Origin of the sequence: Desulfobacter sp., from assembly GCA_028768525.1 — a bacterium.
In the GTDB taxonomy this organism is placed as follows: Bacteria; Desulfobacterota; Desulfobacteria; order Desulfobacterales; family Desulfobacteraceae; genus Desulfobacter.
The window spans coordinates 2,076,151-2,100,743 of record CP054837.1 but is presented as its reverse complement, the minus strand read 5'-3'; the positions used below and the strand labels follow the sequence as shown (position 1 = coordinate 2,100,743).

General features: G+C 55.9%; 19 protein-coding genes. 7 read left to right on the top strand and 12 right to left on the bottom strand.

The genetic code is table 11. The features are described from left to right. Positions 1-350 precede the first annotated feature (350 nt). Positions 351-3,464, bottom strand: coding sequence for an efflux RND transporter permease subunit (locus HUN04_09690; GenBank protein WDP89964.1), 3,114 nt, complete (start codon positions 3,462-3,464; stop codon positions 351-353). Beyond that, positions 3,464-4,579: an efflux RND transporter periplasmic adaptor subunit gene (locus tag HUN04_09685; protein WDP89963.1), complete on the bottom strand. Its 1,116-nt coding sequence runs from the start codon at positions 4,577-4,579 to the stop codon at positions 3,464-3,466. The genes HUN04_09690 and HUN04_09685 overlap by 1 nt, the downstream gene beginning before the upstream one ends. Before the next feature lie 435 nt (positions 4,580-5,014). On the opposite strand from HUN04_09685, the gene HUN04_09680 reads away from it, so the two are divergent. Then, positions 5,015-6,304: an FAD-binding oxidoreductase gene (locus tag HUN04_09680; protein ID WDP89962.1), complete on the top strand. Its 1,290-nt coding sequence runs from the start codon at positions 5,015-5,017 to the stop codon at positions 6,302-6,304. On the opposite strand, the gene HUN04_09675 is transcribed toward HUN04_09680, so the two are convergent. From HUN04_09675 to HUN04_09665, 3 genes are read right to left on the bottom strand one after another with little or no spacing between them, the layout of a single operon-like run. Further along, a complete protein-coding gene (locus HUN04_09675) occupies positions 6,301-7,875 on the bottom strand; it encodes a HAMP domain-containing protein (protein ID WDP89961.1) in 1,575 nt (524 codons plus the stop codon). The genes HUN04_09680 and HUN04_09675 overlap by 4 nt on opposite strands. A 2-nt stretch (positions 7,876-7,877) precedes the next feature. Next, positions 7,878-9,125 (bottom strand): FIST C-terminal domain-containing protein, encoded by a 1,248-nt coding sequence (locus tag HUN04_09670; GenBank protein ID WDP89960.1) that lies wholly within the window; start codon positions 9,123-9,125, stop codon positions 7,878-7,880. Positions 9,126-9,161: 36 nt separating this feature from the next. Further along, the gene (locus HUN04_09665) at positions 9,162-9,530 is read right to left on the bottom strand and encodes a VOC family protein (GenBank protein WDP89959.1); all 369 of its coding nucleotides are present in this window, start codon (positions 9,528-9,530) and stop codon (positions 9,162-9,164) included. 267 nt (positions 9,531-9,797) lie between these two features. Between HUN04_09665 and HUN04_09660 the strand changes: the two genes are divergently transcribed. Beyond that, positions 9,798-11,126, top strand: a complete 1,329-nt coding sequence (locus HUN04_09660) for an N-acetylmuramoyl-L-alanine amidase (protein ID WDP89958.1) — start codon at positions 9,798-9,800, stop codon at positions 11,124-11,126. Between the two features lie 33 nt (positions 11,127-11,159). Here HUN04_09660 and HUN04_09655 read toward each other — a convergent pair whose 3' ends face one another. Continuing rightward, positions 11,160-12,155 (bottom strand): type II asparaginase, encoded by a 996-nt coding sequence (locus HUN04_09655; GenBank protein WDP89957.1) that lies wholly within the window; start codon positions 12,153-12,155, stop codon positions 11,160-11,162. A 10-nt stretch (positions 12,156-12,165) separates the two neighbouring features. Then, a complete protein-coding gene (locus tag HUN04_09650) occupies positions 12,166-13,542 on the bottom strand; it encodes an L-serine ammonia-lyase (GenBank protein ID WDP93235.1) in 1,377 nt (458 codons plus the stop codon). 299 nt (positions 13,543-13,841) lie between these two features. Between HUN04_09650 and HUN04_09645 the strand changes: the two genes are divergently transcribed. Next, a complete protein-coding gene (locus HUN04_09645; protein WDP89956.1) occupies positions 13,842-15,557 on the top strand; it encodes a methyl-accepting chemotaxis protein in 1,716 nt (571 codons plus the stop codon). A 23-nt stretch (positions 15,558-15,580) separates the two neighbouring features. Further along, positions 15,581-16,315: an amino acid ABC transporter substrate-binding protein gene (locus HUN04_09640; protein WDP89955.1), complete on the top strand. Its 735-nt coding sequence runs from the start codon at positions 15,581-15,583 to the stop codon at positions 16,313-16,315. A 58-nt stretch (positions 16,316-16,373) separates the two neighbouring features. On the opposite strand, the gene HUN04_09635 is transcribed toward HUN04_09640, so the two are convergent. The 5 genes from HUN04_09635 to HUN04_09615 all read right to left on the bottom strand — a co-directional run bounded on the left by HUN04_09635 (position 16,374) and on the right by HUN04_09615 (position 21,588). Further along, positions 16,374-17,252, bottom strand: coding sequence for a sugar ABC transporter permease (locus HUN04_09635; protein WDP93234.1), 879 nt, complete (start codon positions 17,250-17,252; stop codon positions 16,374-16,376). Beyond that, positions 17,252-18,292 (bottom strand): ABC transporter ATP-binding protein, encoded by a 1,041-nt coding sequence (locus HUN04_09630; GenBank protein ID WDP89954.1) that lies wholly within the window; start codon positions 18,290-18,292, stop codon positions 17,252-17,254. Before HUN04_09630 ends, HUN04_09635 begins: the two co-directional genes overlap by 1 nt. A 24-nt stretch (positions 18,293-18,316) precedes the next feature. Beyond that, on the bottom strand, positions 18,317-19,132 hold the full coding sequence (locus tag HUN04_09625) for a carbohydrate ABC transporter permease (protein ID WDP89953.1): 816 nt from the start codon (positions 19,130-19,132) through the stop codon (positions 18,317-18,319). Between the two features lie 73 nt (positions 19,133-19,205). Further along, positions 19,206-20,477 carry an ABC transporter substrate-binding protein gene (locus HUN04_09620; protein ID WDP89952.1) on the bottom strand — a complete coding sequence of 424 codons (1,272 nt, stop codon included), beginning with the start codon at positions 20,475-20,477 and terminating at the stop codon, positions 19,206-19,208. Positions 20,478-20,577: 100 nt separating this feature from the next. Continuing rightward, positions 20,578-21,588 (bottom strand): LacI family DNA-binding transcriptional regulator, encoded by a 1,011-nt coding sequence (locus HUN04_09615; protein WDP89951.1) that lies wholly within the window; start codon positions 21,586-21,588, stop codon positions 20,578-20,580. A gap of 223 nt (positions 21,589-21,811) precedes the next feature. Between HUN04_09615 and HUN04_09610 the strand changes: the two genes are divergently transcribed. The 3 genes from HUN04_09610 to HUN04_09600 all read left to right on the top strand — a co-directional run bounded on the left by HUN04_09610 (position 21,812) and on the right by HUN04_09600 (position 24,554). After that, on the top strand, positions 21,812-23,092 hold the full coding sequence (locus HUN04_09610) for an MBL fold metallo-hydrolase (protein ID WDP89950.1): 1,281 nt from the start codon (positions 21,812-21,814) through the stop codon (positions 23,090-23,092). 156 nt (positions 23,093-23,248) lie between these two features. Beyond that, entirely contained in the window at positions 23,249-23,920 is a 672-nt protein-coding gene (locus HUN04_09605; protein ID WDP89949.1) for a rhodanese-like domain-containing protein, read from the top strand. Positions 23,921-24,380: 460 nt separating this feature from the next. Further along, positions 24,381-24,554 carry a DUF2080 family transposase-associated protein gene (locus HUN04_09600; GenBank protein ID WDP93233.1) on the top strand — a complete coding sequence of 58 codons (174 nt, stop codon included), beginning with the start codon at positions 24,381-24,383 and terminating at the stop codon, positions 24,552-24,554. The last annotated feature ends 39 nt before the right edge of the window (positions 24,555-24,593 follow it).

Genomic DNA, 24,593 nt, shown 5'->3' with positions numbered 1-24,593 from the left:
CCAACAAGGCGATTTTCGATCTGATTTTAGTTGGTCTGGGAAACCTGCGCCTGCACATTTCATTTCCTTTGCCGTTTTTCGGCTTATAAAAAGTGGCCTGGCAATTATTTTTCGGGCCTGTTTTTTATCTAAGGTTGAGTGGGTACGGCAGGGAAGGAGTATATTACAATTATAAATAATTGGAAAGTCCGGAATCAGGGCCGGGGCATGAGAGTTAATGGCATAAGGATGATTCACGGCGGCGGATGAATCGCAGCCGTCACCGGGGCAGCGGCCATGGCAACGGGAGCGGGGGCGCCCCCGTTGCCATGGCCTGATTTTCCAGGGTGATCCGGCTTTGGATGGCCGGGTTAGTGTCTGGCTTCCCGCTGCTTTTCAAACCCGATAAAAAATGAGAGCAGGGCCGGCACCACAAAGAGGGTGAACAGGGTGGACAGGGCCAGGCCTCCCAGCAGCACGCTGCCAAGCCCCCGGTACAATTCGCTGCCCGCCCCGGTGGACAGGGCCAGGGGCAGCATGCCGAACACCGAGGTGGCCGCGCTCATGAAAATGGGCCGGATCCGGGTCCGCACCGATTCCGTGATGGCCTCCAGGCCCGCATATCCCCCGTACCGTACATTGTTCAATGACTGGTGGACGATGAGGATGGCGTTGTTCACCACCGTTCCCACCAGGATGATGAATCCCAGCATGGTGAGCACGTCAAAGCCCTGGGGGGCGATGTATGCATCCACCAGGCGAAGGCCGATGAAGCCGCCTGCCCCGGCCAGGGGCACGGTGAACAGGATGATGAAGGGATAAAAGAAATTTTCAAACAGGGCAGCCATGAGCAGGTAGGTGATAACCACGGCCAGCAGGAAATTCCACTGCAGGGCCTGGCGGGTCTGGGTGAGCTTGTCTGCATTGCCGCCCAGGGAAATCTCCACCCCTTTCAGCCGTCCCTGATCCTGCATGGGGCGGACCACATCGGTTTCAATGGTTTCCATGGCCGCCTGAAGCGGCAGGGTTTCCGGCGGGGTAACCTGGAGACGGATGTGGCGTTTGCGTTCCAGGTGGTTGATCTGGGTCATGCCCCGGGTATAGGCCAGCCGGGAGATATCCCCGATGCGCACCGGGTCCCCGAATCTGTTGACAATGGCCGTGTTGGCCAGGTCTTCCGGGGTGCGGGCGGCATCGGCCGGACCACGGAGCACCAGGTCCAGCTGCCGTTTCCCCTCGGGCCGGAACTCGTCTATTTTCCGGCCGTCCATGAGGACGTCCACCCAGGTGCCGAACCCGGATTCCGTCAGCCCCGAGGCGGCCAGTTTCTCCCGGTCCGGAATGAACCGGGCTTCGGGATAGGTGGTTTCCAGGGAGGGAATGGGGCGGATCTGGCTGCCGGGCATGGCCCCCATCAGGGCGCCGTAGAGCTGGCCCCCGGCGGCAATGATGTTCTCCAGCCGTTCCCCGGTGATGTCCACGTCAATGGTCCGGCTGCCCGCAATATCATTCTGGAAGATCCCGGCCTGGAAGGCAAACCCGAAGACATCGGGCAGGCTGTTGGCGATGCGGTTGAAAAGGGGCAGCAGGCCGGCGGCCTGGGTTTCGTGGATACAGGTCCCGCCGACGAGGTTGAAGCCTTCGGTGGAAACGTACCAGGTGTCCTCAATTTTTGGGATGCCGTCCTTTCCGTCTTCCCTGTGGTAGGGGGCGATCATGGCGTCTAAAAATTTCCCCATTTCCTCGCGTTTTTCCACGGAACTGCCCGGGGTGGGGATGAGGATGGACAGGACCAGGTTCTGGTTGCCCTGGGGCAGGTACTCGGTTTTGGGCATGAGCTGCCAGGCAATAAGCAGGGCCGCAGATGTAAAGACCAGTACCGAAGTAATCCGGGTGAAGGGGGTTTTAAGGGAGAATCCGGACAGGGCCATCAGGGTGTTGTGGAGAAAGGAACCGAGTTTGTCAATGGGGCCCAGGGCCTGTTTGCGGCTGTTTTTCCGAAAGGCGTATAGCTTGTGAAGTATGGTGGGAATGACGGCCACCGACACAAAGAGGCTGATGAGAATGGAAAAGGTGATGGCAATGGCGATATCCCGGAAGAGCTGTCCCGCCTCCTCCTGGATAAAGATCACCGGTACAAACACGGCCACGGTGGTGGCGGTGGAGGCCAGCACCGCCCCCCAGACTTCCGATGCCCCGCCATAGGCGGCTTCAAAGGGCTTTTTCCCCAGGTTCCGGTGGCGGTCGATGTTTTCCAGGACCACAATGGCGTTGTCCACCAGCATGCCCACGGCAAAACTGATGCCGGCCAGGCTGACCACGTTGAGGTTCCGGTCCAGGACCCAGAGGAACAGAAAGGTGCCGATGACGGAGATGGGGATGGATACGGCCGTGGTCACCGTGGCCGACACCGACCTGAGGAAGAGCAGCAGTACCATGACAGCCAGCGCCCCCCCCACCATCACGTTTTTCTTGACCAGATCAATGGCGTTGAGGATATACGGGGCCTGGTCGTATACCCAGTCCAGGACAAGGCCCTTGGGCGCCAATACCTTTTCGTTGATCCGGTTGATCTCCCTTTGCAGCCGCGCCACCACCTCGATGACATTGGCCCCCTGTTCCTTTCTCACGCCGATGGCGATAACCGGGGAACCGTTCTGCATCACCGCCCCTGTGGCCCGTTCATACCCGAATCCGGCCGTGGCGATATCGGACAGGCGGATGCGCTGGATGCCGTCGTTGTATATCACGGTGTCCAGGGCGTCCGCCGGGACTTCAAACTGGCTGACGGTCCGGATGCGGTAATCTTTTTTCCCGATGCCCATAAGGCCGGCGGAGGTGTTTTTGTTGGCCCCCCGGATGCCGGCGATGACCTGGTCGATGGTCAGGTTGAACCGGGCCAGTTTAACGGGATCTATTTCGATGTGGACCTCTTTTTCAGTCCCCCCGCCCACAAAGAGGGAACCCACGCCCTGCACCCTTTCAATGTGCTGCCGCAGTTCATTTTCAAAAAAGGTCCGGTACTGGGCAATGGGCGCGGGGTTGTCCGGCAGGGTGCGGAACATGATCCAGATCACCGGGTTGGACTGGGCCCCCGAGGCCTCGATGGCCGGCTTGTCCACATTTTCAGGGTAGTCGGCCACCTCGTTCATTTTATTGGAAACCTTGAGCAGGGCGGCATCCAGGTCCGTGCCCACGGGAAAGGTCAAAGATACTTCACCATAATTGTTAAAGGCCGCACTTTCCATGGATTCCAGGCTTTCCAGCCCCTTGAGGGCCTTTTCCTGTTTTTCGATGATCTCCTGCTCCACCTCCGTGGGGGTGGCCCCGGCCCATACCGTCCGGATGGTGATTTCCGGGGTTTCCACGTCCGGGGTGAGCTGCTTGGGCAGGTGCATGAGGCCGATGGTGCCGAAGAGCACCACCAGGATCACGCCCACGGCCACGGTGATGGGTTTTTCAATGGCGTAGCGGATGATGTCCATTATTTGGTCTCCCCCTGGGTCTTGGGGCGGCCCTGGATCATCACGGGCTGGTCCGGCCGAAGCCGCTCATTGCCTTCAATGACCACGGCCATACCCGGGGCGAGCCCCTGGGCGGCCACGCCGATGCGGTCTCCCAAGGAATACCGGACATCAACGGGCAGGGGCTGTGCCTTGTTGTCAATAATGGTATATATCATGTCCCGGCCCCGCTGCTGAACAAGGGCGTCCCGGGGCAGGATGATGAGCTTTTGCGGCTCAGAGACCGGCACCATAGCAGTCACGGATAAATTTTCGGCAATGGATTTTTTCATGGATGCTGAAAGGGATTCATTGTAATCCAGGCGTATTTTCAAAGAGACATTTTTGGTCTTTGGGTCGGCCGTGGGCCGGATGCCTTCCACAATGCCTGAAATTTTACGGTTAAAGGCGTTAAGGGTCACCTCCAGGCGTTCCTTTTCCCGGGTAAAGCCCATGAGGTGTTCGGCCACCGGAATCTCGGCAAACAGGCTGTCCACGGCTCCCAGGCGGCAGAGCAGGGTGCCGGGCTGTACCCATTCCCCTACCTCTGCGGTTTTTTCCAGCACAATGCCGTCAAAGGGGGCTGTGACAATAAATTTTGAAAGTCTGATTTTAAGGATTTCAGCCTGCTGCCAAAGCGCTGTCCGTTCCTGCTGCTGTTCTTCCAGGGTCAGGCGCAGGTCGTCATAGCCGGATTCCGTGGCCACATCCTTTCTATACAATTCTGTATAGCGGTCCAGGTTGAGTTTTGTCTTTTTGATCCGGATTTCAGCCTGGGCCAGCCTGGCTTTTTGCAGGGCCAGTTCGGTTTGAAGAATGCGGCTGTCCAGGCGGATCAGGATATCCCCCTTGCTTACCCGGTCGCCTTCCATGAAGTTGACTTGGATGGCTCTGCCCGCTTCTTCCGGAGATACCCGGCTGGTTCTTTCAAAATAGAGGGTGCCGGTCATTTTTGCACGGGTGGCCTGCTCCTGTTCAACGGCTGTGGCCGTTTTCACCATTGCAGGGTGCTGCTCCGCAGCCATGGCCGCGGCGGGGAAAAATAAAAGCGCCAATGTGGTCATGATGATGTACTTAATCGGGATGTGCTTTTCCATATGTGTGTCCCTTTTTTATTTCCGCTTTTTTATGTGGTCCGTTTAAAATTTTCCAGTTGATATCATTTTCACTGGATTCCTGTCCACTGTTGTTTGGCTCCGGCATGCCGCACCGGCCGTGGTGGACTCTCTGTCTCATCACGGCCGGTGCCGGTAAACATGCTGGTGTTCAGTCTTCGGCTTAAGGGCGTTAAATGGAAATGGAATGGAAACCGCCCCCTTAATTTGCCCTTCGACCCCATCAGGCAACGGGTTTCAGCGGGATGCAAATGTCAAACATCCATTTGCCCCGGGGGGTGGACACGCCAACGTCATATTCTGTTCGGAACCTGGTCTTTTTGTAAAATTGGGTGGTTGACATTAGCATTTTAATGGTATACCAATAAAATATTATGTGAATGTGATTGAAATATATAATTATATCAGGAGGGACACATGAGCTACTCGGATAGGACGCACGGTCTGTGGGCGGCCACTGCCGCAGGGAAACCTGAACTTGGGAGCCTGGAAGGGGAAAAACAGGCTGAGGTGGCTGTTATCGGCGGCGGGTATACCGGTTTGTCGGCAGCCCTCCACCTGGCAAAGGCCGGGCATTCATGTGTACTGCTGGAAGCCAATGATGTGGGCTTCGGCGGCGCCGGCCGTAACGTGGGCCTGGTCAATGCCGGGCTATGGCTCATGCCCGAAGATGTGATTTCCCTGGTGGGCAGGGACCACGGGGAAACCTTGATCCGGGTGCTGGGGGCCTCCCCGGATCTGGTCTACGGCCTGATTGATGAATACGATATCCAGTGTGAAGCCTGGCGCTACGGCACCCTGCACTGTGCCGACTCCGGCGCCGGATACAAGGCGCTCCAGGAACGGGAACGGCAGTGGCAGAGCTTCGGGGCCCCGGTCCGTCTCATGGAAAAGGATGAGGCATCGGAAAAACTGGGGTCAACGGCATACCGTGCCGCCCTTTTGGACGAGCGGGCCGGTACGGTGCAGCCTCTGGCCTATGCCTTCGGCCTGGCCCGGGCCGCCACGGCCGAAGGGGCAGAACTCTATGTGAATTCCCCGGTCATTGAACTCGACAAGGTGGCGGAGGGGTTTATCCTGAAAACCCCCACGGGCCGGGTCCGTGCCAAAAAGGTCATCGTTGCAGTAATGGGATACCCGGAACAGGTGTTCCAGGACCAGATCCGGAATCTGGTCCCCTTTAACTATTTTCAGTTTGCCACCCGTCCCCTTTCCCCGGAGGTGCTGGAAACGGTTCTTCCCGGAAAAAACGGGGCCTGGGATACCAATTTGATTCTCTCCTCCTTCCGTCTGGATGCGGCCGGCCGAATGGTGGTGGGCAGTGTGGGGAATGTGGAAGGGATGGCCTGGGATCTGAACCGGGCCTGGGCAAAACGGACCCTGAAAAAAGTTTTCCCCCAGATCGGGGAGGCAGACCTGGAATACGGCTGGTACGGCAGGATCGCCATGACCACCAACCATATCCCCAGATTCCACGTCATGGACAAGGATATGGCCATGGTCACCTGTTACAACGGCAGGGGGATCGGACCGGGATCCGTATTCGGCAAACTCATGGCAGCATATATGACCGGCGGCTCCCAAAAGGATATTCCCCTGCCGGTCTCTCCCATGAAGGCGGTAAACTTCAGGCGGCTGAGGGGACTGTTCTACGAGGCCGGTTCACGGGTTTACCACTTTGCCCAGCGCAGGACGGCTATTTTTTAACCCAGGTAGATCTCAAGGGGGCGGTCAATGCCCTTGGCCCTTACGGGTTCGGGATGGCGGGCCAGCCCTTCCGGAAGATCGGGGAGGTGCCGGACCGTTTCCCTTGAAAGAATGAGCCGGGCACCAAGTTCCCGGGTCATGGCCTGGAGCCGGGAGGCTATATTCACCGTATCCCCAACCAGCAGGTAGGAGAGGCGTTCAGGGCTGCCGATGTTGGCGGCCAGCACCCTTCCTGTGTGGATGCCGATGCCGTGGGACAGGACCGGCAGGCCCTGGGCGTTGAATTCAAGGTTAAGCGCCCCCAGGCGCTTTTCCATATCAACGGCGGCGGCCACGGCATGGCGCGGATGGTCCGGATCTGTGGCCGGCGCCCCGAATACCGCATAGATTTCATCCCCGAGAAACTGGAGGATCAGCCCCTTATTGGCTTCAATGGCCCCGGCCATGGTTTTGAAATATCGGTTGAGTACGGCCACCGTTTCCTTGGGATCACGGGAGGCCGTCAAAGGGGTGAAATTCCGAAGATCGGCGAAGAGAACCGTCACCTCCTTGTATTCCCCGTCCAGGGGGATGCGGCCGGAAAGGATTTCATCCCTGACCCTGGGATCCACATACCGGCCGAAGGCCTCCCTGATCCGCTGCCGGTCGGCCAGCCCCTGGACGGCATGGTTGAATGCATCCCCCAGGATACCGATTTCGTCGTTGGACACCACCTGTACCCGGGCGGTGTAGTCCCCCTTTTCGATGGATTTCACCGTTTGCACCATTTCATTTACCGGAGTTGAGATGGAGTGCCCCACCAGGCGTGTGAGAATACCCGACCCGATGAAAAAAATGCAGAAGATAACCAGGGAAAAGATCAGTGCCGATCCGGCAAATTCCCTGGTGGACATGGGGTTGTCATCCACCTGGAGATAGAGGACAAAAAGGGTGAGGACGATATGGGCCAGGGGGATCAGGCTGCTCAGCCGGTAGAAGGCGCGGATTCTCCGGCTGATGGATGAGCGCCGGGTCCGGTCCAGGTCCGTCAGCCTTCCGTGTGGAAAAATAACCGGGATAAGGGTTTTCCGGGCATAGGCTTCCAGGCTGAAAAAGAGGATGGCCGAGGACATGAGACCGACCATGAAGGAACGGACGGTAAAGGTGACGGCGGTGGTGTTGTCCATTAGGTTGAATTCGAACATCAGGGTGAACAGGGTGGCGGGGACCAGTATCCACAGTCCCAGGTTCACCGGTACCATAATAAACGGCAGGTTGATGAGACAGCGGCCGGCATTTTCCCTGAGTGCCGGATTGGGGCCGGCCAGATATCTGCGTACCGGTCGGAGTACCCGGCGCATCACCGCGATCAGGGGCAGGCTGGATAAGATGGTTGCCAGAACCAGCCGGCCGAGGCGCAGGCCCATACCCATGATCCACCCTGAATCCATGAGTTCGCTGATCCGGTCCCGGGAGAATTCAAAGGGGGTGGACAGGTTGATGATGATGATGACCAGCATGGCCATGAAGGTGGCGACCAGTGCCACCAGGTAAAACCCGGTGAGGGCGGAAGCGGGGTTTTCCCGGTCCACGGTTACCTGTCCTCGAGGGTGGCGACCACTGCGGTTTTATTGTGAAGTTCCACATACCCGGCCTCCATTGAGGAAATTTCTCCGAAGGTGAGCACCCCGAAGGGAGAATGGGCTTTGCCCTTCTGGTCCCCGGCAATGATTTCAAACTCCGTGGATACATAGTCCTGTCCCAGTTGTTCAATCATCTGTTTCCGTCCAAAGCAGTCCATGACCAGCACCCGGGGCTCGGGAATCTGAACTGGAAAAAGGCGGAGGCTGTCCAGATAGGCAATCTGGGCGGCTTCCCTGATATTCAGGCATTGGGCTTTTGGGCTGTTTCCCTTGAGGTGGAGAATGCAGGCCTTGGTACCCTCGGGAATTTCCGCTGAAAACTGCAGGGACCTGTCCGCCCCCACAGAGACCGGGGTCCGGTCAATGATCTGTTCCCCGTCCTTTTGACGCCGGATCAGGCCCAGGGGATACCGGATGGCCACCTCGGTGAAAATAAGGTCAGAATCCCCTGACATCAGCCGTCGCTTTTCTTTGGCAATGGTAGGGTCAAACTGGGAGATGAGATCCAGGTAAAATGCCAGGGCCGGCTTATTGTTTAATGTTTCAACGTAACAATGGTTGGTGGCGGTGATGGTGCACTGGGACTTGGGAAGGGGGATCCAGCCGTGTTTGACCCCGATGCCGCTTTCAAGGTCTGTGAAGGCCAGGACGGCGCCGTTTTGGATGGCCTTGTCCGGGGTAAACAGATTGTAGTGGCTGGCCTTGAGTGTATTCCGCCCGGCCAGGCCCCCCACCACCTTGAATGAATGTTTTTTTATGAGACGGTTCAGGGCGTTGATCAGGTTCAGGTTTGATTCGCCGAATCCGTCCCCGAAAACAAAGACTGTTTTAAAGGGGAAGGGGCGGCCCGGGGCCGTTTGGAGTTGAAGCTGTTTTTCAATTTCCGTTTCCAGGCCCTGCCTGCCCAGGCTGTCCAAGGTGACCACATGGGTGTGGCAGCCCAGGCCCGCCATGATGCTGCCCCTTTCCATGAGCCGGCCGTCATCCACAATTCCCGGGAATATGCCGCCGAAGATTTGTATCCCTTGTTTGGACAATTTCTCCAGCAGGGTATCGCATTTTTTCTTATAGGCAGGGTCCTTGTCTATGCCCCCTTCGGCGTGAAAGAGCATGATGGTTTTAAACCCTTTGCGGGCCATGATTCCGGCATTGGCTTCAAGCCCTTCAAAATCGGTGCCCTGATCAACAATGATTTCCATAAGCTGGTTGCCCCCTGAAAAGGCTTTGACGGTTCACTACCGGGCCGGTACGACCTCAAGCCAGTAACCGTCGGGATCATTGATGAAATAGATGCCCATTTCCTTGTTTTCATAGCAGATGCATTCCATTTTGCTGTGCCGGTCATGGGCCGCTTTGAAATCCTCTGTGGTGAAAGCGATATGGAATTCCTCATCCCCTAAGTCATACGGTTTTTTCTGATCCCGCAGCCAGGTCAGTTCCAGTTTTGTGCCGGAAGTGCCGTCGGTCAGGTAGACAATGATAAAACTGCCGTCATCCGCTGTTTTCCGGCGCTGTTCAGTGAGGCCCAGTGCCTTCTCGTAAAAGGCAAGGCTTTTATCCAGATCAAGCACATTGATATTGAAGTGATCTATGGTAAATTTCATTGAATGGATTTCCTTAAATTGTATCGGTGAATGGGTTTCTTAAACATAGGCCTCTGTTATGGCCGGGTCAAGAAAAAAAAGGTTGTTTTCCATGGCAGGATTCACTTATGTTTATCCATGGATAAATAATAGATACTTTAGTTGAAATACAGTCTAAGGGCGCCATGGAAAAAAGGAAAAATCAGTATTCGGCAGCGGACAGGAGACTCCTGGCAGCCAGGGGAACGCCAAATTTTGATCCGGGGGGCATTGACCTGAACCGCCGGGATGTCGCCCGCTTCATCTTTTGATACCATGCGAACTTTATCCTTTTTTATTTTTTTGTCTATTGCTGTTCCAGCTTTTCTCATGCCCGGTCCCTGCCCGGCCCATACCCGGTCCCAATTGGATCGGTTCCAGAGCCGTATCACAGACCACCGCCACCGGATTAATCCCAGGTTCAGAAAAATTGCCAGGTCCAGGACGGATTTTGTAATTGTCCACACCTCCGAACTGGGGCTTGAGGCGACCCTGCGGGTGGTGACCCGTGGGAAACGGCTCAAAAGCGGACGGACCACACCGGGGGGGCATGCAAATTATGTCATTGCCAGGAACGGAAGGGTATACCGGATTCTGGATAAAAAATACCGGGCCGACCATGCCGGGCTTTCAATGTGGAACGGCACCCGGAATCTGAGCCGGGTCTCCGTGGGCATTGAGCTGGTGGGTTACCACTATGCCCCCCTGACATCGTCCCAGTACCGGTCTTTGGGGATGCTGCTGGATATTTTAAAACGGGTGTACCGTCTGTCGGACCGGGATATCCTTACCCACAGCCAGGTGGCCTATGGGCGGCCCAATCCCTGGTTTAAGTCGGACCACAGGGGACGGAAGCGGTGCGCCAAAAATTTTGACCGGGTAAAGGCGGGGCTGGGGCCCACCTGGTCCTATGATCCCGACGTGAGGGCCGGGCGCCTGGCGGCCGACCCCGTACTGGCATCGGTATTTTACCGCTCCGGCCCGGCTGCTGGGGCCGGAGCGCATCTGATCGCCGTAAAGCAGGGATCCAATATTATTTCCAGGGAAAATTCCGCCTGGTCCATTGCCGGGGAGGATTATAATGATGCCGCCACCGCCTATATCCTGCCCGGGGGACGGATTCTGCCGGGAACAAGGGTCGGTAGGGTGATCGGCTGGGACAAACTGCCCGCCGGCACCCGGGTGCTGCTCAGCCAGGAAACGGAAAAGGTGACCGCCCAGGCCAAAAATCCCATCAAGGAAATTACAGGCCGGATGACGGCCTGGTCCCACGCCGGAAAGGATTTCAGGGCGGACACCACCATTTATTTTTTACCCTCGGGCAAAATCTCCCCGGGCTCTTCCATCCGGGACTGGGACGACCTGCCGGCCGGCACAAAACTAATGGTGGGGTACAGGGGGCCTTATTTTATTACCCGGGAGACAACCGCATACCGGATTGCCGGCCGAAGGTACAAGGACCGGTCCGTGATCTACCATATGCCCGGGAATGGGCTGGTTACCGGGGATAAAGTACGGGATTTCAACGATCTGCCCAAGGGCGTCTCCATTTATCTGCCCGTCTCCGCCGGGGGCTGACCCGGATATGGCAGTTTACATGGAATATCCCGGTTAATACTGGTAAAAAAGGTCCTGGACAATTTGGGGGCTTCTTGCCTTTAACAGGGCCAGCATGAGCAGTATCCTGGCCTTGGCCGGGTTGAGTTCGTCCGAGGCGATGAATCCGCCGGCATCGTCATCCACTTCCACGTTTCTGGACACTGTGCCTGTGGGCACCCGGGAGGCCCGGACAATGTATATCCCCCTGGCGGCGAATCCCGACGCGGTGCGCATGGCTTCCTTGCTCATGTTCCCGTTTCCGTCTCCTGCGATGATGATGCCTTTGGCGCCCAGGGAAACCGATGCCTCGATCAGGTCCGGCGGCATGCCGGAACAGGCGTAGACAATGTCCACCCGGGGAAGGGGCAGGTGGTAGTCCGGCCGGAATTCACTTTCCACTGTATGCTTCCGGAAGGGGCCCCTGAAGAATTTTACGGTGCCGAACACCGTAGTGCCCATGAGCCCGTTCACAGGAGACAGGAAGGTCTCCACCGAGGTGGTGTTGCTTTTGGTCAGTGAGTGGGCCCCGTGGATCCGGTCGTTCATCACCACCATTACCCCCCGGTTGCCGGCATGGGGATGGGCGGCCACGGCCACTGCGTTAAAGAGGTTGAGGGGGCCGTCAGCGCTGAGAGCGGTGGCCGGGCGCATGGCACCGGTCATGACCACGGGTTTGGGCGAATCCACCACCAGGTTGAGGAAAAATGCGGTTTCCTCCATGGTGTCCGTGCCGTGGGTGACCACGACGCCGTCCACTTCGTCTGCGGCCAGCAGTTCATTGATCCGTCTGGCCAGGCCGGTCATGATCTCAAAGGACATGTCCTGGGAGCCCACACTGGAAAATTGCTCCCCCTGGATCCGGGCCAGGCGGTCCAGGTTGGGCACTGCGGTCAGCAGTCCCTGGACATCCAGCTGACCTGAAGAATAGCCGGCCTGGGTGGATGAACCGGCAGTCCCTGCAATGGTGCCCCCGGTGCCCAGTATGCAAACTCTGGGTAAATGGCTCATGGATACCTCCTTAACATGATACGCAGCAGACCGCCAGCCCGCCCAGGGCGGTTTCCTTGTACCGGGTGCACATGTCCCGGCCGGTCTCCATCATGGTTTCCACCACCTCGTCAAAGGTGACCTTCTGCCGGGCGGGATCGCCGGTCTGGGCAAGGATACAGGCGTTGACCGCAGTGACGGCACCCACGGCATTTCGTTCGATACAGGGAATCTGCACATAGCCGCCCACAGGGTCGCAGGTCATGCCCAGCTGGTGTTCCAGGGCGATTTCAGCGGCATTTTCCAGGCGCTTGATGTCAAATCCTTCTGCATGGGCCATGAATGCAGCGGCCATGGACGAGGCCACCCCCACTTCACCCTGGCAGCCGACCTCTGCCCCTGAGATGCTGGCGTTCTTTTTGGCGATAAAGGCGATGGCGGCGGCGGCCAGCAGCCCTTTGCGAAGCTGGTCCCGGTCCAGGTGGTGATGGTGTTTGAGCATGTAGACCACCCCGGGCATGACCCCGGCGGATCCCGAGGTGGGGGCGGTGACCACCTGTTTGCCGTCGGCGTTTTCTTCGGAAGCGGCCATGGCATAGGCATTGAGCATCCCAAGAAACCGTCCGTGTTCCCGGGGCATTTTTTCTGCGTTTTCCATGAGCACCTTTGCCTTGCGGAGCAGGCCGATGGACCCGGGCAGCAGGCCGTCCGCTGAAAGGCCCCGCTCCACACACCGGCACATGGCTTCAAGTATGCCGTCAATGCCCTCAAAGATTTCGGCTTCCGTTGCCCCGGTGAGGGCCTGTTCGTTTTCCAGTATGATCCGGTCCAGGGTGAACCCGGTTTTGCGCATGAGTTTACGCAGGGAATTCATATTCCAATAGGCATGGGGGGGGCAGGGCGGAGGGGCCGGGACCTCGCCCCTGCACTGGATGAATCCGCCGCCGATGGAATAATATTCTTTTTCAAGGAGAAGGCGGTCTTTTTCCATGAGCCGAAACCGCATGGTATTGGCAAAGGGAAGGTCCTGGACATCCCTGCCTTCAAAGATGATATCTGCTTCGGTAAAGGAAAGCGTCCCGTTTTTAAAAGGGATTTCGTAAATTTTCTCCGGTTCGCCCAGTAGCCGGCCCAGGGCATCGCAGTCACAGGTTTCCGGCGTCCAGTCCAGAAGGCCGCCCAGCACCGCCTTGTGGGTGCCGTGGCCTTTTCCCGTCAGGCTCAAAGAGCCGTAAAGATGAACGGCCAGTTTCAGTTCCGGATTCCCGGGGGAAATATCAAGCCCGGCCATGGCCTGTTTGAACATCAATGCCGCTTTCATGGGGCCGATGGTGTGGGAACTGGACGGGCCGGGCCCGGTTTTGAAGATGTCAAATATGGATGTGGTGATACAATGGTCTGGTGTCATCATGGTTCGAATTTCAATTGTTATGGGGTTACTTAAGGGGTTAACGGTATCGAGGCAAGGCCGCCGGTGAACAACTACTGCCCCAAAATAATCGGAAACCCCTGGGAAGTCAAAAGGTATTTTCAGGGCCGGGATAAGGATTTTCCTATCTTCTTTGGGGCCGGCGAAAACAGGTTGACACCCGAAAGGCGAATCGGTATTCTTTTATGAAATGCCTACATTTTAATTTACAGATAATTTGTTCCCCCAAAACAGCGTAACTGTAGTTAGTTTAATACAATGCATGTCGAGGAGATCCCATGGAAACAAAATCACCATCCCTGAAAGACAGTATTGCTTTTAAAACCTCTTTCGCCAGCGGAATTATCATCCTGATTCTTTTGGCCGTCAGCAGTTTTATCGCCGTTCGGCTGGAATCCGGTCTGGCGGAGAAGATGATCGATCGTTATGAGGCCACCCAGAAGTCCGCCCTGGAAGAAGAATCCGGGAAGATGAAGCAGGAGCTGGTGGAACATATGAAAATTAACCTTGAGCTCTGCACCTCGGTGACCCGGTCTTTTTTGTATAATTTCGACCAGGAACAGCTTTATAAGCTTCTGGCCTCCTACCTTAAGATGAGCGGGATTGTGGCCATCAAAGTGCTGGATGCGGAAGGCAATCCCTTCGGCGCCGGATGGAAGAACCCGGAGATCGCCACCGGCCAGGCCCTGCCCGATACGGTTAAGGTGGACGAAAACCTGTCCATCGTCTCCGATGCCATGCATGAAGGAGAAAAGGTGGGCAGTGTCAGGCTGTATTATACCAACGACCTGGTCAACAAAGAGATTGCCGAACAGGAAACCCTCACCCGTAAAAGTATAGAGAGCTTCCAGTCCATTGCGCAGCAGAATATCAATCAGGCCGTCACCACCCAGATTATTGTGGCCGCTGTTATCATCATTGCATTGATCATAACGCTGGTGATCTGTCTTCAGATTTTCGTCACCCGGCCCATTAAAAGCACGGTTGCCATGATAAAGGATGTTGCCCAGGGCGAAGGCGACCTGACCAAGCGCCTGGAGGTGAAAACCAAGGACGAAATCGGTGAATTGTCCACATGGTTCAACCAGTTTATTGAAAAACTTCAGGATTTGATTCGGGAGGTATCTGAAAACGCTAAGACCATTAATAAAGCATCTTCGGACTTTACCCAGCTTTCCGCCGTCATGAATTCCGGGGTGGAGGACCTATCCGGCCGGTCGGGTTCGGTTGCCGGGGCGGCCGACAGCATGAGTACCAATATGACCTCAGTGGCGGCGGCCATGGAAGAGGCCTCCACCAATATCAACATGGTGGCCACGGCCTCGGAGGAAATGTCGTCAACCATTAATGAGATCGCACAAAATGCGGAGAATGCAAGAAATATAACAAACAATGCCGTGTCCCAGACCCAGGATGCTTCCCGGCAGGTAAACGAGCTTGGCGATGCGGCCAACCAGATCGGCAAGGTGGTGGAAACCATTACGGATATTTCCGAGCAGGTGAACCTTCTGGCACTCAATGCCACCATTGAAGCGGCAAGGGCCGGCGAAGCCGGCAAAGGTTTTGCCGTTGTGGCCAATGAGATCAAGGATCTGGCCAACCAGACCGCAGAAGCTTCCGGGGCCATCAAAACCCAGATTCAGGGGATACAGGCATCCTCCGCAGGGACGGTGGAGGTGATTTCCAGTATTTCCGAGGTGGTCACCGAGATTAATACCATTGTTGCCACCATTGCCACGGCCGTGGAGGAACAGTCTGCCACCACCAGCGAAATTGCCCAGAATATTTCCCATGCCTCCGCTGGGATCGTGGAGGTCAACGAGAATGTATCCCAGGGCTCTTCCTCCTCCCAGAAGGTGGCCGGGGAAATCACCGAAATCACCGAATCGGCCAACGGACTGGCCGCTTCCAGCCAGGAGGTCAAGACCAATGCAGACCGGTTGTCGACCTTGGGTGCACGTCTGGCAGACCTCATGGGGAAGTTCAAGGTATAAAACATAAAAAAAGGAGAACTGAAATGAGATCGTTGGTTAAAAATTGTTTTCTGGCCCTTGCCTGCGTTTTCTTCCTGGCCTCCGCCGCACCGGCAGAGACATTCAGCATCATGACCGAGGAGTACCCTCCCTTTAATTACACTGAAAACGGAAAACTGACCGGCCTTTCCTCAGAGGTCATGGCTGAGCTTATCAAACGGCTGGGCCATCCGGATGAAATAAAAGTACTGCCCTGGTCCAGGGCCTATAATTTCATTCAGCACAAGGACGGGATGATACTGTTTTCCATGACAAGAACCGAAGCGCGGGAAAACCTGTTTAAATGGGTGGGGCCTGTGGCGCCCAATAAATGGGTGTTTTTTGCCAAAAAGGGAAGCGGCCTGCAGATCAACTCCCTGGAGGATGCAAAGAAGGTAAAAAAGATCGGCACCTATAAGGACGATGCGGCAGAGTCCTTTTTGAAAGCCGAGGGGTTTTCAAATATTGAAAGTGTGGTGAACGATGAGGCCAATGCGAAAAAGCTGGCTGCAGGCCGGATTGATTTATGGATTGTCGGCCAGCTGCAGGGGGTGTTCAAGGCCAAAAAAGCGATCGGAGATGCCGCTGCCCTGGAAAATGTCTTTGACGTTAAAGAGACCCAGCTTTATATCGCCTTCAGTAAAAATACGCCAGACGAGGTGATTGCAAAATGGCAGGCCGAACTGGATAAGATGAAGGCCGACGGCACCTATGATGCCATCATGAAAAAGTATATGTAAAATTTCGATTGAAGCGCTAATAAAACACGGCCCGGGCCCGCTGCCCGGGCCGTGTTTTTTATTGGTAGTGTATCCGTTTTTCCACGAAGACAAACTGCACCAGGGTAATCAGGGCCAGGATGAGTACCAGAATAACGGTGAGGGTGGCCGCATAATTGGTATCCCAGAAGCTGAATGCGTTTTCATAGATATAGTAGAGGAGGAGGGAGGAGGCATTGTCCGGACCGCCCTTGGTCATGATGACCAGGTGGTCCACCAGCTTGAATGAGTTGATCACCGCATTGACCGTGACAAAAAGGGTGGTGGGCATGAGCAGCGGGAATATCACCCGCCTGAAATAATACCAGGCCCCGGCCCCTTCCACATCTCCGGCCTCCCTCAGCTCCGGCGAAAGCTGTTGCAGGGCCGCCAGGTAGAATACCATGAAAAATCCCGCCTCCTTCCAAATGACCATGATGATGAGGCAGAAGAGTACCGTATCCGGGTTGCCCAGCCAGTTGTGGGTGCCGCCGCCGAAAAATTGGGAGATCTGGTCAAATAGCCCGTATTCCGGGGTATAGAAAAAGAGCCAGATATTGGCCACGGCGATCATCGGCAGCACCGTGGGGGTGAAAAAGGACATCCGGACCAGGGCCCTCCCCTTTATTTTCCGGTTGATGAGCAGGGCCATACCCATGGCAATGGCGATGCTGGCCGGCACCGTGCACATGGAGTAGATCATATTGTTTTTCAGCACCTTCCAGAAGTATTCGTCTTCCAACAGGTATTGGTAGTTTTCCAGGCCGATGAAAACCTCTGGTTTTACCGCGTTCCCGGTGGCGAAAAAGGAATGGTAGAGATTGGCCCCGATGGGGTAATGGGTGAACAGGGAAATCATGGCCACGGCCGGCAGCACCAGAAGCCAGCCGTTGACCTGGTGGCGGAGATTCAGGTTCATCATTCCCCTCCTTTCCCCGGGGCGGGCAGGCGGTGGCCGTCGCCGGCGTCAAAAAAGTGAAGGTCGTTGCCCGACCAGTCCAGGCGGACGGTATCGCCTCCGGTGAGGCCGGTTTTGCCTTTGACGGCGGCGATAAGGGACTGGCCCTTTCCATCCCTGCCCGGTATGGTGCAGGACACCAGGGAATCTGCGCCCAGGTATTCTATGGCCGTGACCCGTGCTTCCAGCCCCTTGTCCCCGGAGAGGCGGATGTTTTCCGGACGGATGCCCATCAGGGTATTTGCCGGAAGGGACTCGGCTCCCGGCACCGGCCCCAGGATATTCATGGGCGGATTGCCGATGAAGCCTGCGGTAAATGCGGTGGCCGGTTCGTTGTACAGCGCCTCCGGACTGCCGTGCTGCTCAATGCCGCCGTCTTTCATGAGGATGATCCGGTCCGCCAGGGTCATGGCTTCCACCTGGTCGTGGGTCACATAGATCATGGTCATGCCAAGGCGCTGCTGAAGACTTCTGATTTCCTGCCGCATTTCCTGGCGGAGCTTGGCATCCAGGTTGGACAGGGGCTCGTCCATGAGGCAGACCTGAACCTGGGCCACGATGGACCTTCCCAGTGCCACCCGCTGGCGCTGGCCGCCTGACAGCTGGGCCGGTTTTCTGTCCAAAAGAGTTGACAGCCCCAAAAGAGCGGCGGCTTCCTTTAAACGCTTCTGCTGTTCGGCCCGGCTGACCTTTCTGGCCTTGAGCCCGAACAGGATATTTTCCGCCACGGATAAATGGGGAAAAAGGGCGTAGTTCTGAAAAACCATGGCGATGTTCCGTTTGACCGGGGGCAGGCGGGTGACGTCCTTTCCCCCGATTTCAACGGTGCCTGTTGTGGGTGTTTCCAGGCCGGATATCAGGCGCAAAGTGGTGGATTTACCACAGCCCGAAGGGCCCAGGAGTACCAATAGGCTGCCGGCGTCGCAGGTGAAATTCACATTGCCCAGGGCTTGGTTGTCGCCCCAGGATTTACTGATGTTTTTTAGCACTATATCTGTCATGGTCGGTGTTTCATCTTTTGTTGTTTATTTAATTCCTGAATGCATAAAAGACTGCACAAATTGTCGCTGAAAAAGGATGAAGGCCAGCAGCAGGGGCAAAATGGTCATCACCGTGGCCGCTGTGATGATGGACCAGTCCACACCGGACTCCGGCGCCCCGAAAATGGCCAGGCCCACGGTGAGGGGCCTGGAGTTCACCGAAGAGGTGATAACCAGGGGCCACAGGAAGTTGTTCCAGTGGTAGCTCACCGAGACCAGGCCGTAGGCGATGTAGGTGGACCGTGCCAGGGGCACGTAGACCCGCCACAGGATTCCCAGGGCGGAAAGCCCTTCCACCTGTGCCGCCTCCACCAGTTCCTTGGGAATGGTTTTAAAGGACTGGCGCAGCAAAAAGATCCCGAAGGCGGAGGCCGCATAGGGCAGGCCCATGGCCGGAATGGTGTCCAGCAGGCCCATGGCGGATATGGTCCGGTAATTTTCCACCAGCAGAACCTCGGGCATGATCATGAGCTGAAGCAGAACCAGGGCAAAGAGAAGGTCTCTTCCCCAGAAGGTGAACCTGGCAAATCCGTAGGCTGCCAGGGTGCACAGGATAAACTGGGCCGTTAGGATCATGGTCACCAGCATGAAGCTGTTGACCAGGTATCTGGGAAAAGGGGCATGGGACCAGGCCCGGGTGAAATTGTCAAGGGTCAGCGGGGCGAGCAGATCAAACCGGGTGGAGAATTCCGGTGGATGAAATGCGCTCCAGAATGCAAAAAAAACTGGCAGAAGCCAGAGGATGCCCAGCATCCAGGCGCCGGCATGTTCGAGGGCGGCACCGATATTCCGGTGGGTCATGGGTACTCCAGGTGCCGGGCGGCTCCGGCAGGGGGCGGCCCCCTGCCGGAACATGCCCGGATTTAGGTTGGGGTTAATACCGTTTCAGGATTCTTTCGGCCTGTTTCTGGGCGTCTTTCATTGCCTTTCCAGGTGCTTTTGCATTGGTTAAAGCCGCCTGGATATTGTCGTTTAGGATCTTATAGATCCGGCCGTTTTCATGAACGGAGAGTTCGGCCGTGGCATACTGAAGCTGGTCCCTGGCAACGGCGGCTGCCGGGAATCCGGACACGTACGCTTTCAGGGCTGCGGTTTCATAGGCGTCGGGGCGGGTACCCAGGTAACCCGTACCGATACTCCATTGGGCGGTGCGCTGGGGCTGGGTCATCCACTTGATGAAGGTCAGGGCAGCCCTGCGTTCTTCGGGGGAGGTCTTTTTGAAGATAAAAAAGTTGCCGCCGCCGGTGGGGGTGCCCCGCATTTTCATGGCCGGCAGCATGGCCACGCCGAAGTCGAATTTGGCATTCTTCTTAACGGCGGTGAGGTTGCCTGTGGAATGCCACATCATGGCGGTTTTTCCTTCGAGGAAGGCTGATCTTAGCGTTCCCCACTCAATGGTACCCTGGGGCATGATGCCGTGGGTTCTGCCCAGGGCTTTCCAGAATTCAAGGGCCTCAACCACGCCGGGGTTGGTAAAATAGGTTTCAGTACCCAGGGAGTTCATCAGGACCTCGCTGTTCTGTTTGCAAAGGGCGCCGAACATCCAGTAGGGGTACCCGGTTGAGGGAATTTCGATGCCCCATTGGGTCACCTTGCCGTCCGCATCCTTTTGTACCAGCTTTTTGCCCATGGCAACCAGTTCGTCCCAGGTGGCCGGGGGCTTATCCGGATCAAGGCCGGCTTTGCGGAAGGCATCTTTGTTGTAGTACATGACGATGGTGGAGCGCTGGAAGGGAATGCTCCAGGTTTTACCGCCCGTTTTGGAGTTTTCCATCAGGGCCGGATAGAAGCTGTTGAGCCAGGTTTTTTCTGCATCGGTGGTCACCAGTTCGTCAAAGGGAACCACGGCGTCGTTGTCAATGAGGGTGAAAATTTCCGTGGACAGGATCACGGAAAGATGGGGCGGGTTGCCCCCCTTCAGGGAGGTCATGGCCTTGGTCATGGTGTCGGTGTAGTTGCCCGAATAGATGGCCTTGATTTTTATATCCGGGTATTCGGCCTGGAAATCGTTCACCAGCCCGTCCACAATTTTGGTCAGGGGGCCGCCGACGGCCACCGGGTAATACATGGTCAGTTCAACACAGAATGCCGTGGATGAAAACAGCAGCAGAAACAATGCCGCCGCCATCAGTTTCAGGTGTTTCATTTTGCTTCTCCTTTTAGTTTTATTTTGGGTGATTCCCACCCGGTCGTTTTATTTTACAGGCCGGGGCGGGTGACTTCTGCCCCGGGCCTCGGATTTTGCCTCAGAGCTTTGCCGTGGATTCCCGCACCACAAGATTGAAGTCCAGCATCTTATGGCAGGCCTTGTTTTCCTGTTCCGATTGCCCCTGGATATGACCAAATAGAATCTCTGCCCCCAGGCGGCCCATTTCATAGGCGGGCTGGCTGATGGTGGTCAGTGCCGGGGAGATATAGGAGGCGATTTGTATATCGTCAAATCCAATTACAGACAGGTGCCCCGGGATATCAATTCCTAATTCCCTGGCCCCTTTCATGGCACCGATGGCCAGGTAGTCGTTGGAGCAGAACACCGCCGTGGGCGGGTCTTCCTGCCCCATCAGTTTTTTGATGCAGTCCCGTCCCCCGGTCAGGGAGTATCCTGTCTGGACAAGGAGGTTCGAATCATAGGGAATGCCGTGGTCCCCCAGGCATTTTTTATAGCCGTGCCACCGGTGAAAGCTACGGTCAGAGATGGAAAATTTGCCGGCCACCATGGCGATGCGCCGGTGGCCCAGGTCCACCAGGTGGCGGCAGGCCGCATACCCGCCCTTGTAATTGTCGATGCCCACGGCGGACACCGGCCCTTTTTTAATGGTGGAGTAGAGCAGGACAAGGGGAAGATTGTCCCTTACCAGGGCGCTGATTAATTCCCCCTTGGGGTTGGCAGGGGTGAGGATCAGCCCGTCCACCTGCTTTTCCAGAAAGGTTTTCACCAGGGATTTTTCCATATCCCTGCTATAGTAGGAGTTGCCCAGGATCATTTGGATTTTATTCTTTTCTGCATAGTCCTGGATGCCCCTGGTGGATTCCGCAAACACCGGGTTGTTGATGTTGGGGATGATCATGCCGATGGTATTGGTTCGTTTGGTGGCAAAGCCCCTTGCCAGGGCGTTGTATTTGTAATTGCACATTTTCATTGCCCGGAACACCCTGTCACGGGTTTGGGTCCGGACCCGTTCCGGTGTATTGATCACCCGTGATACGGTTGCCGTGGATACCCCGGCCAGCCTGGCAACATCATTAATTGTACTCATATCTTTCCTGTGTATGTAAGCGTTTACACGTCTATAGTCATCCACGCGAAGGCCTGTCAAGGTTTTTTCCGGTATAAACCAAGTCCTAATCATATGGAAACATTGTTATAATAGGCTATAACATATTTCTAACCATTGCTTTAGGGGGGCTATTCTCCTTGTCTTTTTCAGACAAAATAGATAATAGATATTTATGTAATCGTTTACATAATTGGAGGCTTTTTTGGAAAACGGATTGATGCAATTGGATCCGGCAACGGAACGGCTGGTGTGGAACGGCATGTCAGTGGATTTTGTCACCACCCCGGCCGGGCGGATCCGTATCGGCAGTATGCCGGATATCTCAAAGCTTTGCCGCAGGTTCGGCATTGACGCCGGCCTGGTGGTTGTGCCGCCCTGGCAGGGTTCCATGGCCGGTGACAACTACACCGGCGAAGAATTTGTGCTCTGGGACTGCCAGGTGTCAGAAGGGCAGGGCCGAATTTATGTGGGGCGGCCCGGAGATATGGCTGTCATGTACGGCAATTTGGACCATACTTTTTCCTGGTTTTTCGACCCGTCCTGTACCCGGGTGGAGAAAAAGGGGTGGCTGAGCCGGTGGTTCCGGAAAACGACAGTGGAAAACCAGTATACCACCGGCGATGTGACCATTTTTTTTGACCGGGATTGTATCCGGATCCTTGACCGGGGCCGGGTGGTATACGACGGAGGTGAACTTGACCCGTTTAACGGAGACGGGGTGGTGGAAGATGTTCTGGGAACCGTGGCCCCGGACAGGGCCCGGCGGCGGGAGATGGAGATCACCCCCGTGGGCACGGGCAACGGATTTACAGGAACGGTATCCTCCTGCCTTGTCCGTTTCGGGAAACGGGTCCTCTGGATTGATCCAGGGGGATATCCCGCCCATACCCTCGCCTCCCGAAAGGTACATTGGGACGATATCACCGACCTGTTCATAACCCACAACCATGAAGACCATGTCCAGGGCATATCCGCCTGCCTCTCCAGGGCGGCAGCCCTTAACCGCCCCCTTCATCTGATTACGGCAAAACCGGTTTACGATGTGCTCCGGCAGCAGTTTTTGGGGCTTTTCCCGGATTTCGACGGCCTGGTGCGGTTCACCCCCGTTGTGCCGGGAAGACCACTGGTTCTGGGGGGGATGGAACTGGCCACGCGTTGGAACCACCATATTCTTCCCTATGGTACCCTGGGGCTCAAAATCACTGCCGGCGGGAAAACCTTCGGGTTTTCAGGGGATACCAAATTGGATGACACCATTAATGCCGTGCTGGGCAGGGAGGAGTTGCTTCCCCAATGGTTCGAAGGCTGCAGCCTGGTTTTCCATGAAGTCAGTTTTGGTCATCCAATGGGGGTGCATACCCATTGGAAAGAGGTGAAAAAGCTTCAGGGCCGGCTGGACTGTCCGGTGCTGGGGTACCACACGGCCCCATCCGACGCCCCGCCTATTCCCCTGGCACGGGGGGGCCGAACCTATTGCCTCTGACATCGGTCTTTTGTGCGCCCGGCATCAATCTGTGCAGACTGTCCACTAGGGCCTTGCAGCCTATAAAGGTGTGTGCTAATTTTTATCTTGTTAAATTTACAATGAATTTGCGTGGAGATATCTATGGCATCGGGCAATTCACCCATGAAAAACAGGATGGCACGACGTTCAGTATATCTGATGGCCGCCTGTTTGTCTCTTTTGTTCAATTTAGCCTGGGCCGGACAGGCGGATAAGGTGTCCGGGGCCCTGATCAACGGATTCAGGGTGCTCAATGCGGAGGAACTGGCCAGGGGAAACGGATTTTCGGTTTTCAGGGGGGATTATATCAAATTCGACCTGGGGAGCGGCAGGCCCGTCCTGTTATCCATTCCGGCACTCGGCATTGAAGGGCAATTGGCGCCGGATCAAGGCCGGTCTCCGTATTTTAAGATGAAACAGACCGGCATTTTTGATATTTATATCGGCGATACCGCCGGTACCATCAGGGTCATTGAATATGCCGGAGCCCATTACCGGGCCGTATCGGCCAAAGATGCCCAGGAGGTGATCCAGACCTTTTCCCCCCTCATCCTGGATGTCCGTACGCCCAAGGAGTTTAACCAGGCCAGGATTAAAAATGCAGTGCTGATTCCCGTGCAGGAACTGCAAAAACGGTGGACCGAGCTTTCAGCCCGGAAGGACGATCCCATTCTCATTTACTGTGCCACCGGGAACAGGAGCACGGTGGCGTCCAAAATTCTGATTGACCGCGGATTCACACGGATATTCAACCTCCGGCACGGCATCGTTGACTGGTACAGGAAAAAATATCCCGTTATCCAATGACCAGAGGTCACGCGGCAACCAGAGGTCACGCAGTAACCAAAGGCCACATGGTAAACAGAGATCACAGGGTAACCAGAGGCCGCACGGTCTTCGGGAGTCACAGGCAACGGGCGGCAGGGGATTGAAAATTCAGTGCAAAAGATATATTAAAGCTGTAAAATAGATGTTTAAAGGCTATAATATCGATAAATAATGGCTTCAACAGAGCAGGATATCAAAGACTGGACGTTCAGGGGGAATTTCCAAGAACCCCGGCTATCGGAAATCAAATCATTATATGAAGATCTGGGATTCTCGGTGCGGCTTGCGCCTTTTACGGCTGATCCGGGGGACAGGTCCTGCCGGAAATGTTTTGAAGGGGCGCCGGGAGGGGTTACCGCATTGTATACCAGGGCGCATCTCCCTGAATAACAGGGGGAGATATCCTGCCTGGTCTTGCCCGGAACAGGAATAATTTATGATGGAAGACAGGGATAAAAAAAATACGGAACTAAGGCCCAGGGCCCGTGTGAAATTTGAGGTGTACGGAGAGGAAATGATTGAAAAGGAAGTCAAGGCATCGGGCAATAGCGGACGGATTTACCTGCCCCCCAACTGGGTGGGGCATACCGTTAAAATCATAAAGGTGGAGTAGTTCGGAAACTTCAGGCCGGTCTGCCTCCATTTTTTTGCT

Coding starts and splice junctions, on each gene's coding strand:
- HUN04_09690 (WDP89964.1), bottom strand. CDS start 3,464: ATGGACATCATCCGCTACGCCATTGAAAAACCCATCACCGTGGCCGTG.
- HUN04_09685 (WDP89963.1), bottom strand. CDS start 4,579: ATGGAAAAGCACATCCCGATTAAGTACATCATCATGACCACATTGGCG.
- HUN04_09680 (WDP89962.1), top strand. CDS start 5,015: ATGAGCTACTCGGATAGGACGCACGGTCTGTGGGCGGCCACTGCCGCA.
- HUN04_09670 (WDP89960.1), bottom strand. CDS start 9,125: ATGGAAATCATTGTTGATCAGGGCACCGATTTTGAAGGGCTTGAAGCC.
- HUN04_09665 (WDP89959.1), bottom strand. CDS start 9,530: ATGAAATTTACCATAGATCACTTCAATATCAATGTGCTTGATCTGGAT.
- HUN04_09660 (WDP89958.1), top strand. CDS start 9,798: ATGTCGCCCGCTTCATCTTTTGATACCATGCGAACTTTATCCTTTTTT.
- HUN04_09655 (WDP89957.1), bottom strand. CDS start 12,155: ATGAGCCATTTACCCAGAGTTTGCATACTGGGCACCGGGGGCACCATT.
- HUN04_09650 (WDP93235.1), bottom strand. CDS start 13,542: ATGACACCAGACCATTGTATCACCACATCCATATTTGACATCTTCAAA.
- HUN04_09645 (WDP89956.1), top strand. CDS start 13,842: ATGGAAACAAAATCACCATCCCTGAAAGACAGTATTGCTTTTAAAACC.
- HUN04_09640 (WDP89955.1), top strand. CDS start 15,581: ATGAGATCGTTGGTTAAAAATTGTTTTCTGGCCCTTGCCTGCGTTTTC.
- HUN04_09635 (WDP93234.1), bottom strand. CDS start 17,252: ATGAACCTGAATCTCCGCCACCAGGTCAACGGCTGGCTTCTGGTGCTG.
- HUN04_09630 (WDP89954.1), bottom strand. CDS start 18,292: ATGACAGATATAGTGCTAAAAAACATCAGTAAATCCTGGGGCGACAAC.
- HUN04_09625 (WDP89953.1), bottom strand. CDS start 19,132: ATGACCCACCGGAATATCGGTGCCGCCCTCGAACATGCCGGCGCCTGG.
- HUN04_09620 (WDP89952.1), bottom strand. CDS start 20,477: ATGAAACACCTGAAACTGATGGCGGCGGCATTGTTTCTGCTGCTGTTT.
- HUN04_09615 (WDP89951.1), bottom strand. CDS start 21,588: ATGAGTACAATTAATGATGTTGCCAGGCTGGCCGGGGTATCCACGGCA.
- HUN04_09605 (WDP89949.1), top strand. CDS start 23,249: ATGGCACGACGTTCAGTATATCTGATGGCCGCCTGTTTGTCTCTTTTG.
- HUN04_09600 (WDP93233.1), top strand. CDS start 24,381: ATGGAAGACAGGGATAAAAAAAATACGGAACTAAGGCCCAGGGCCCGT.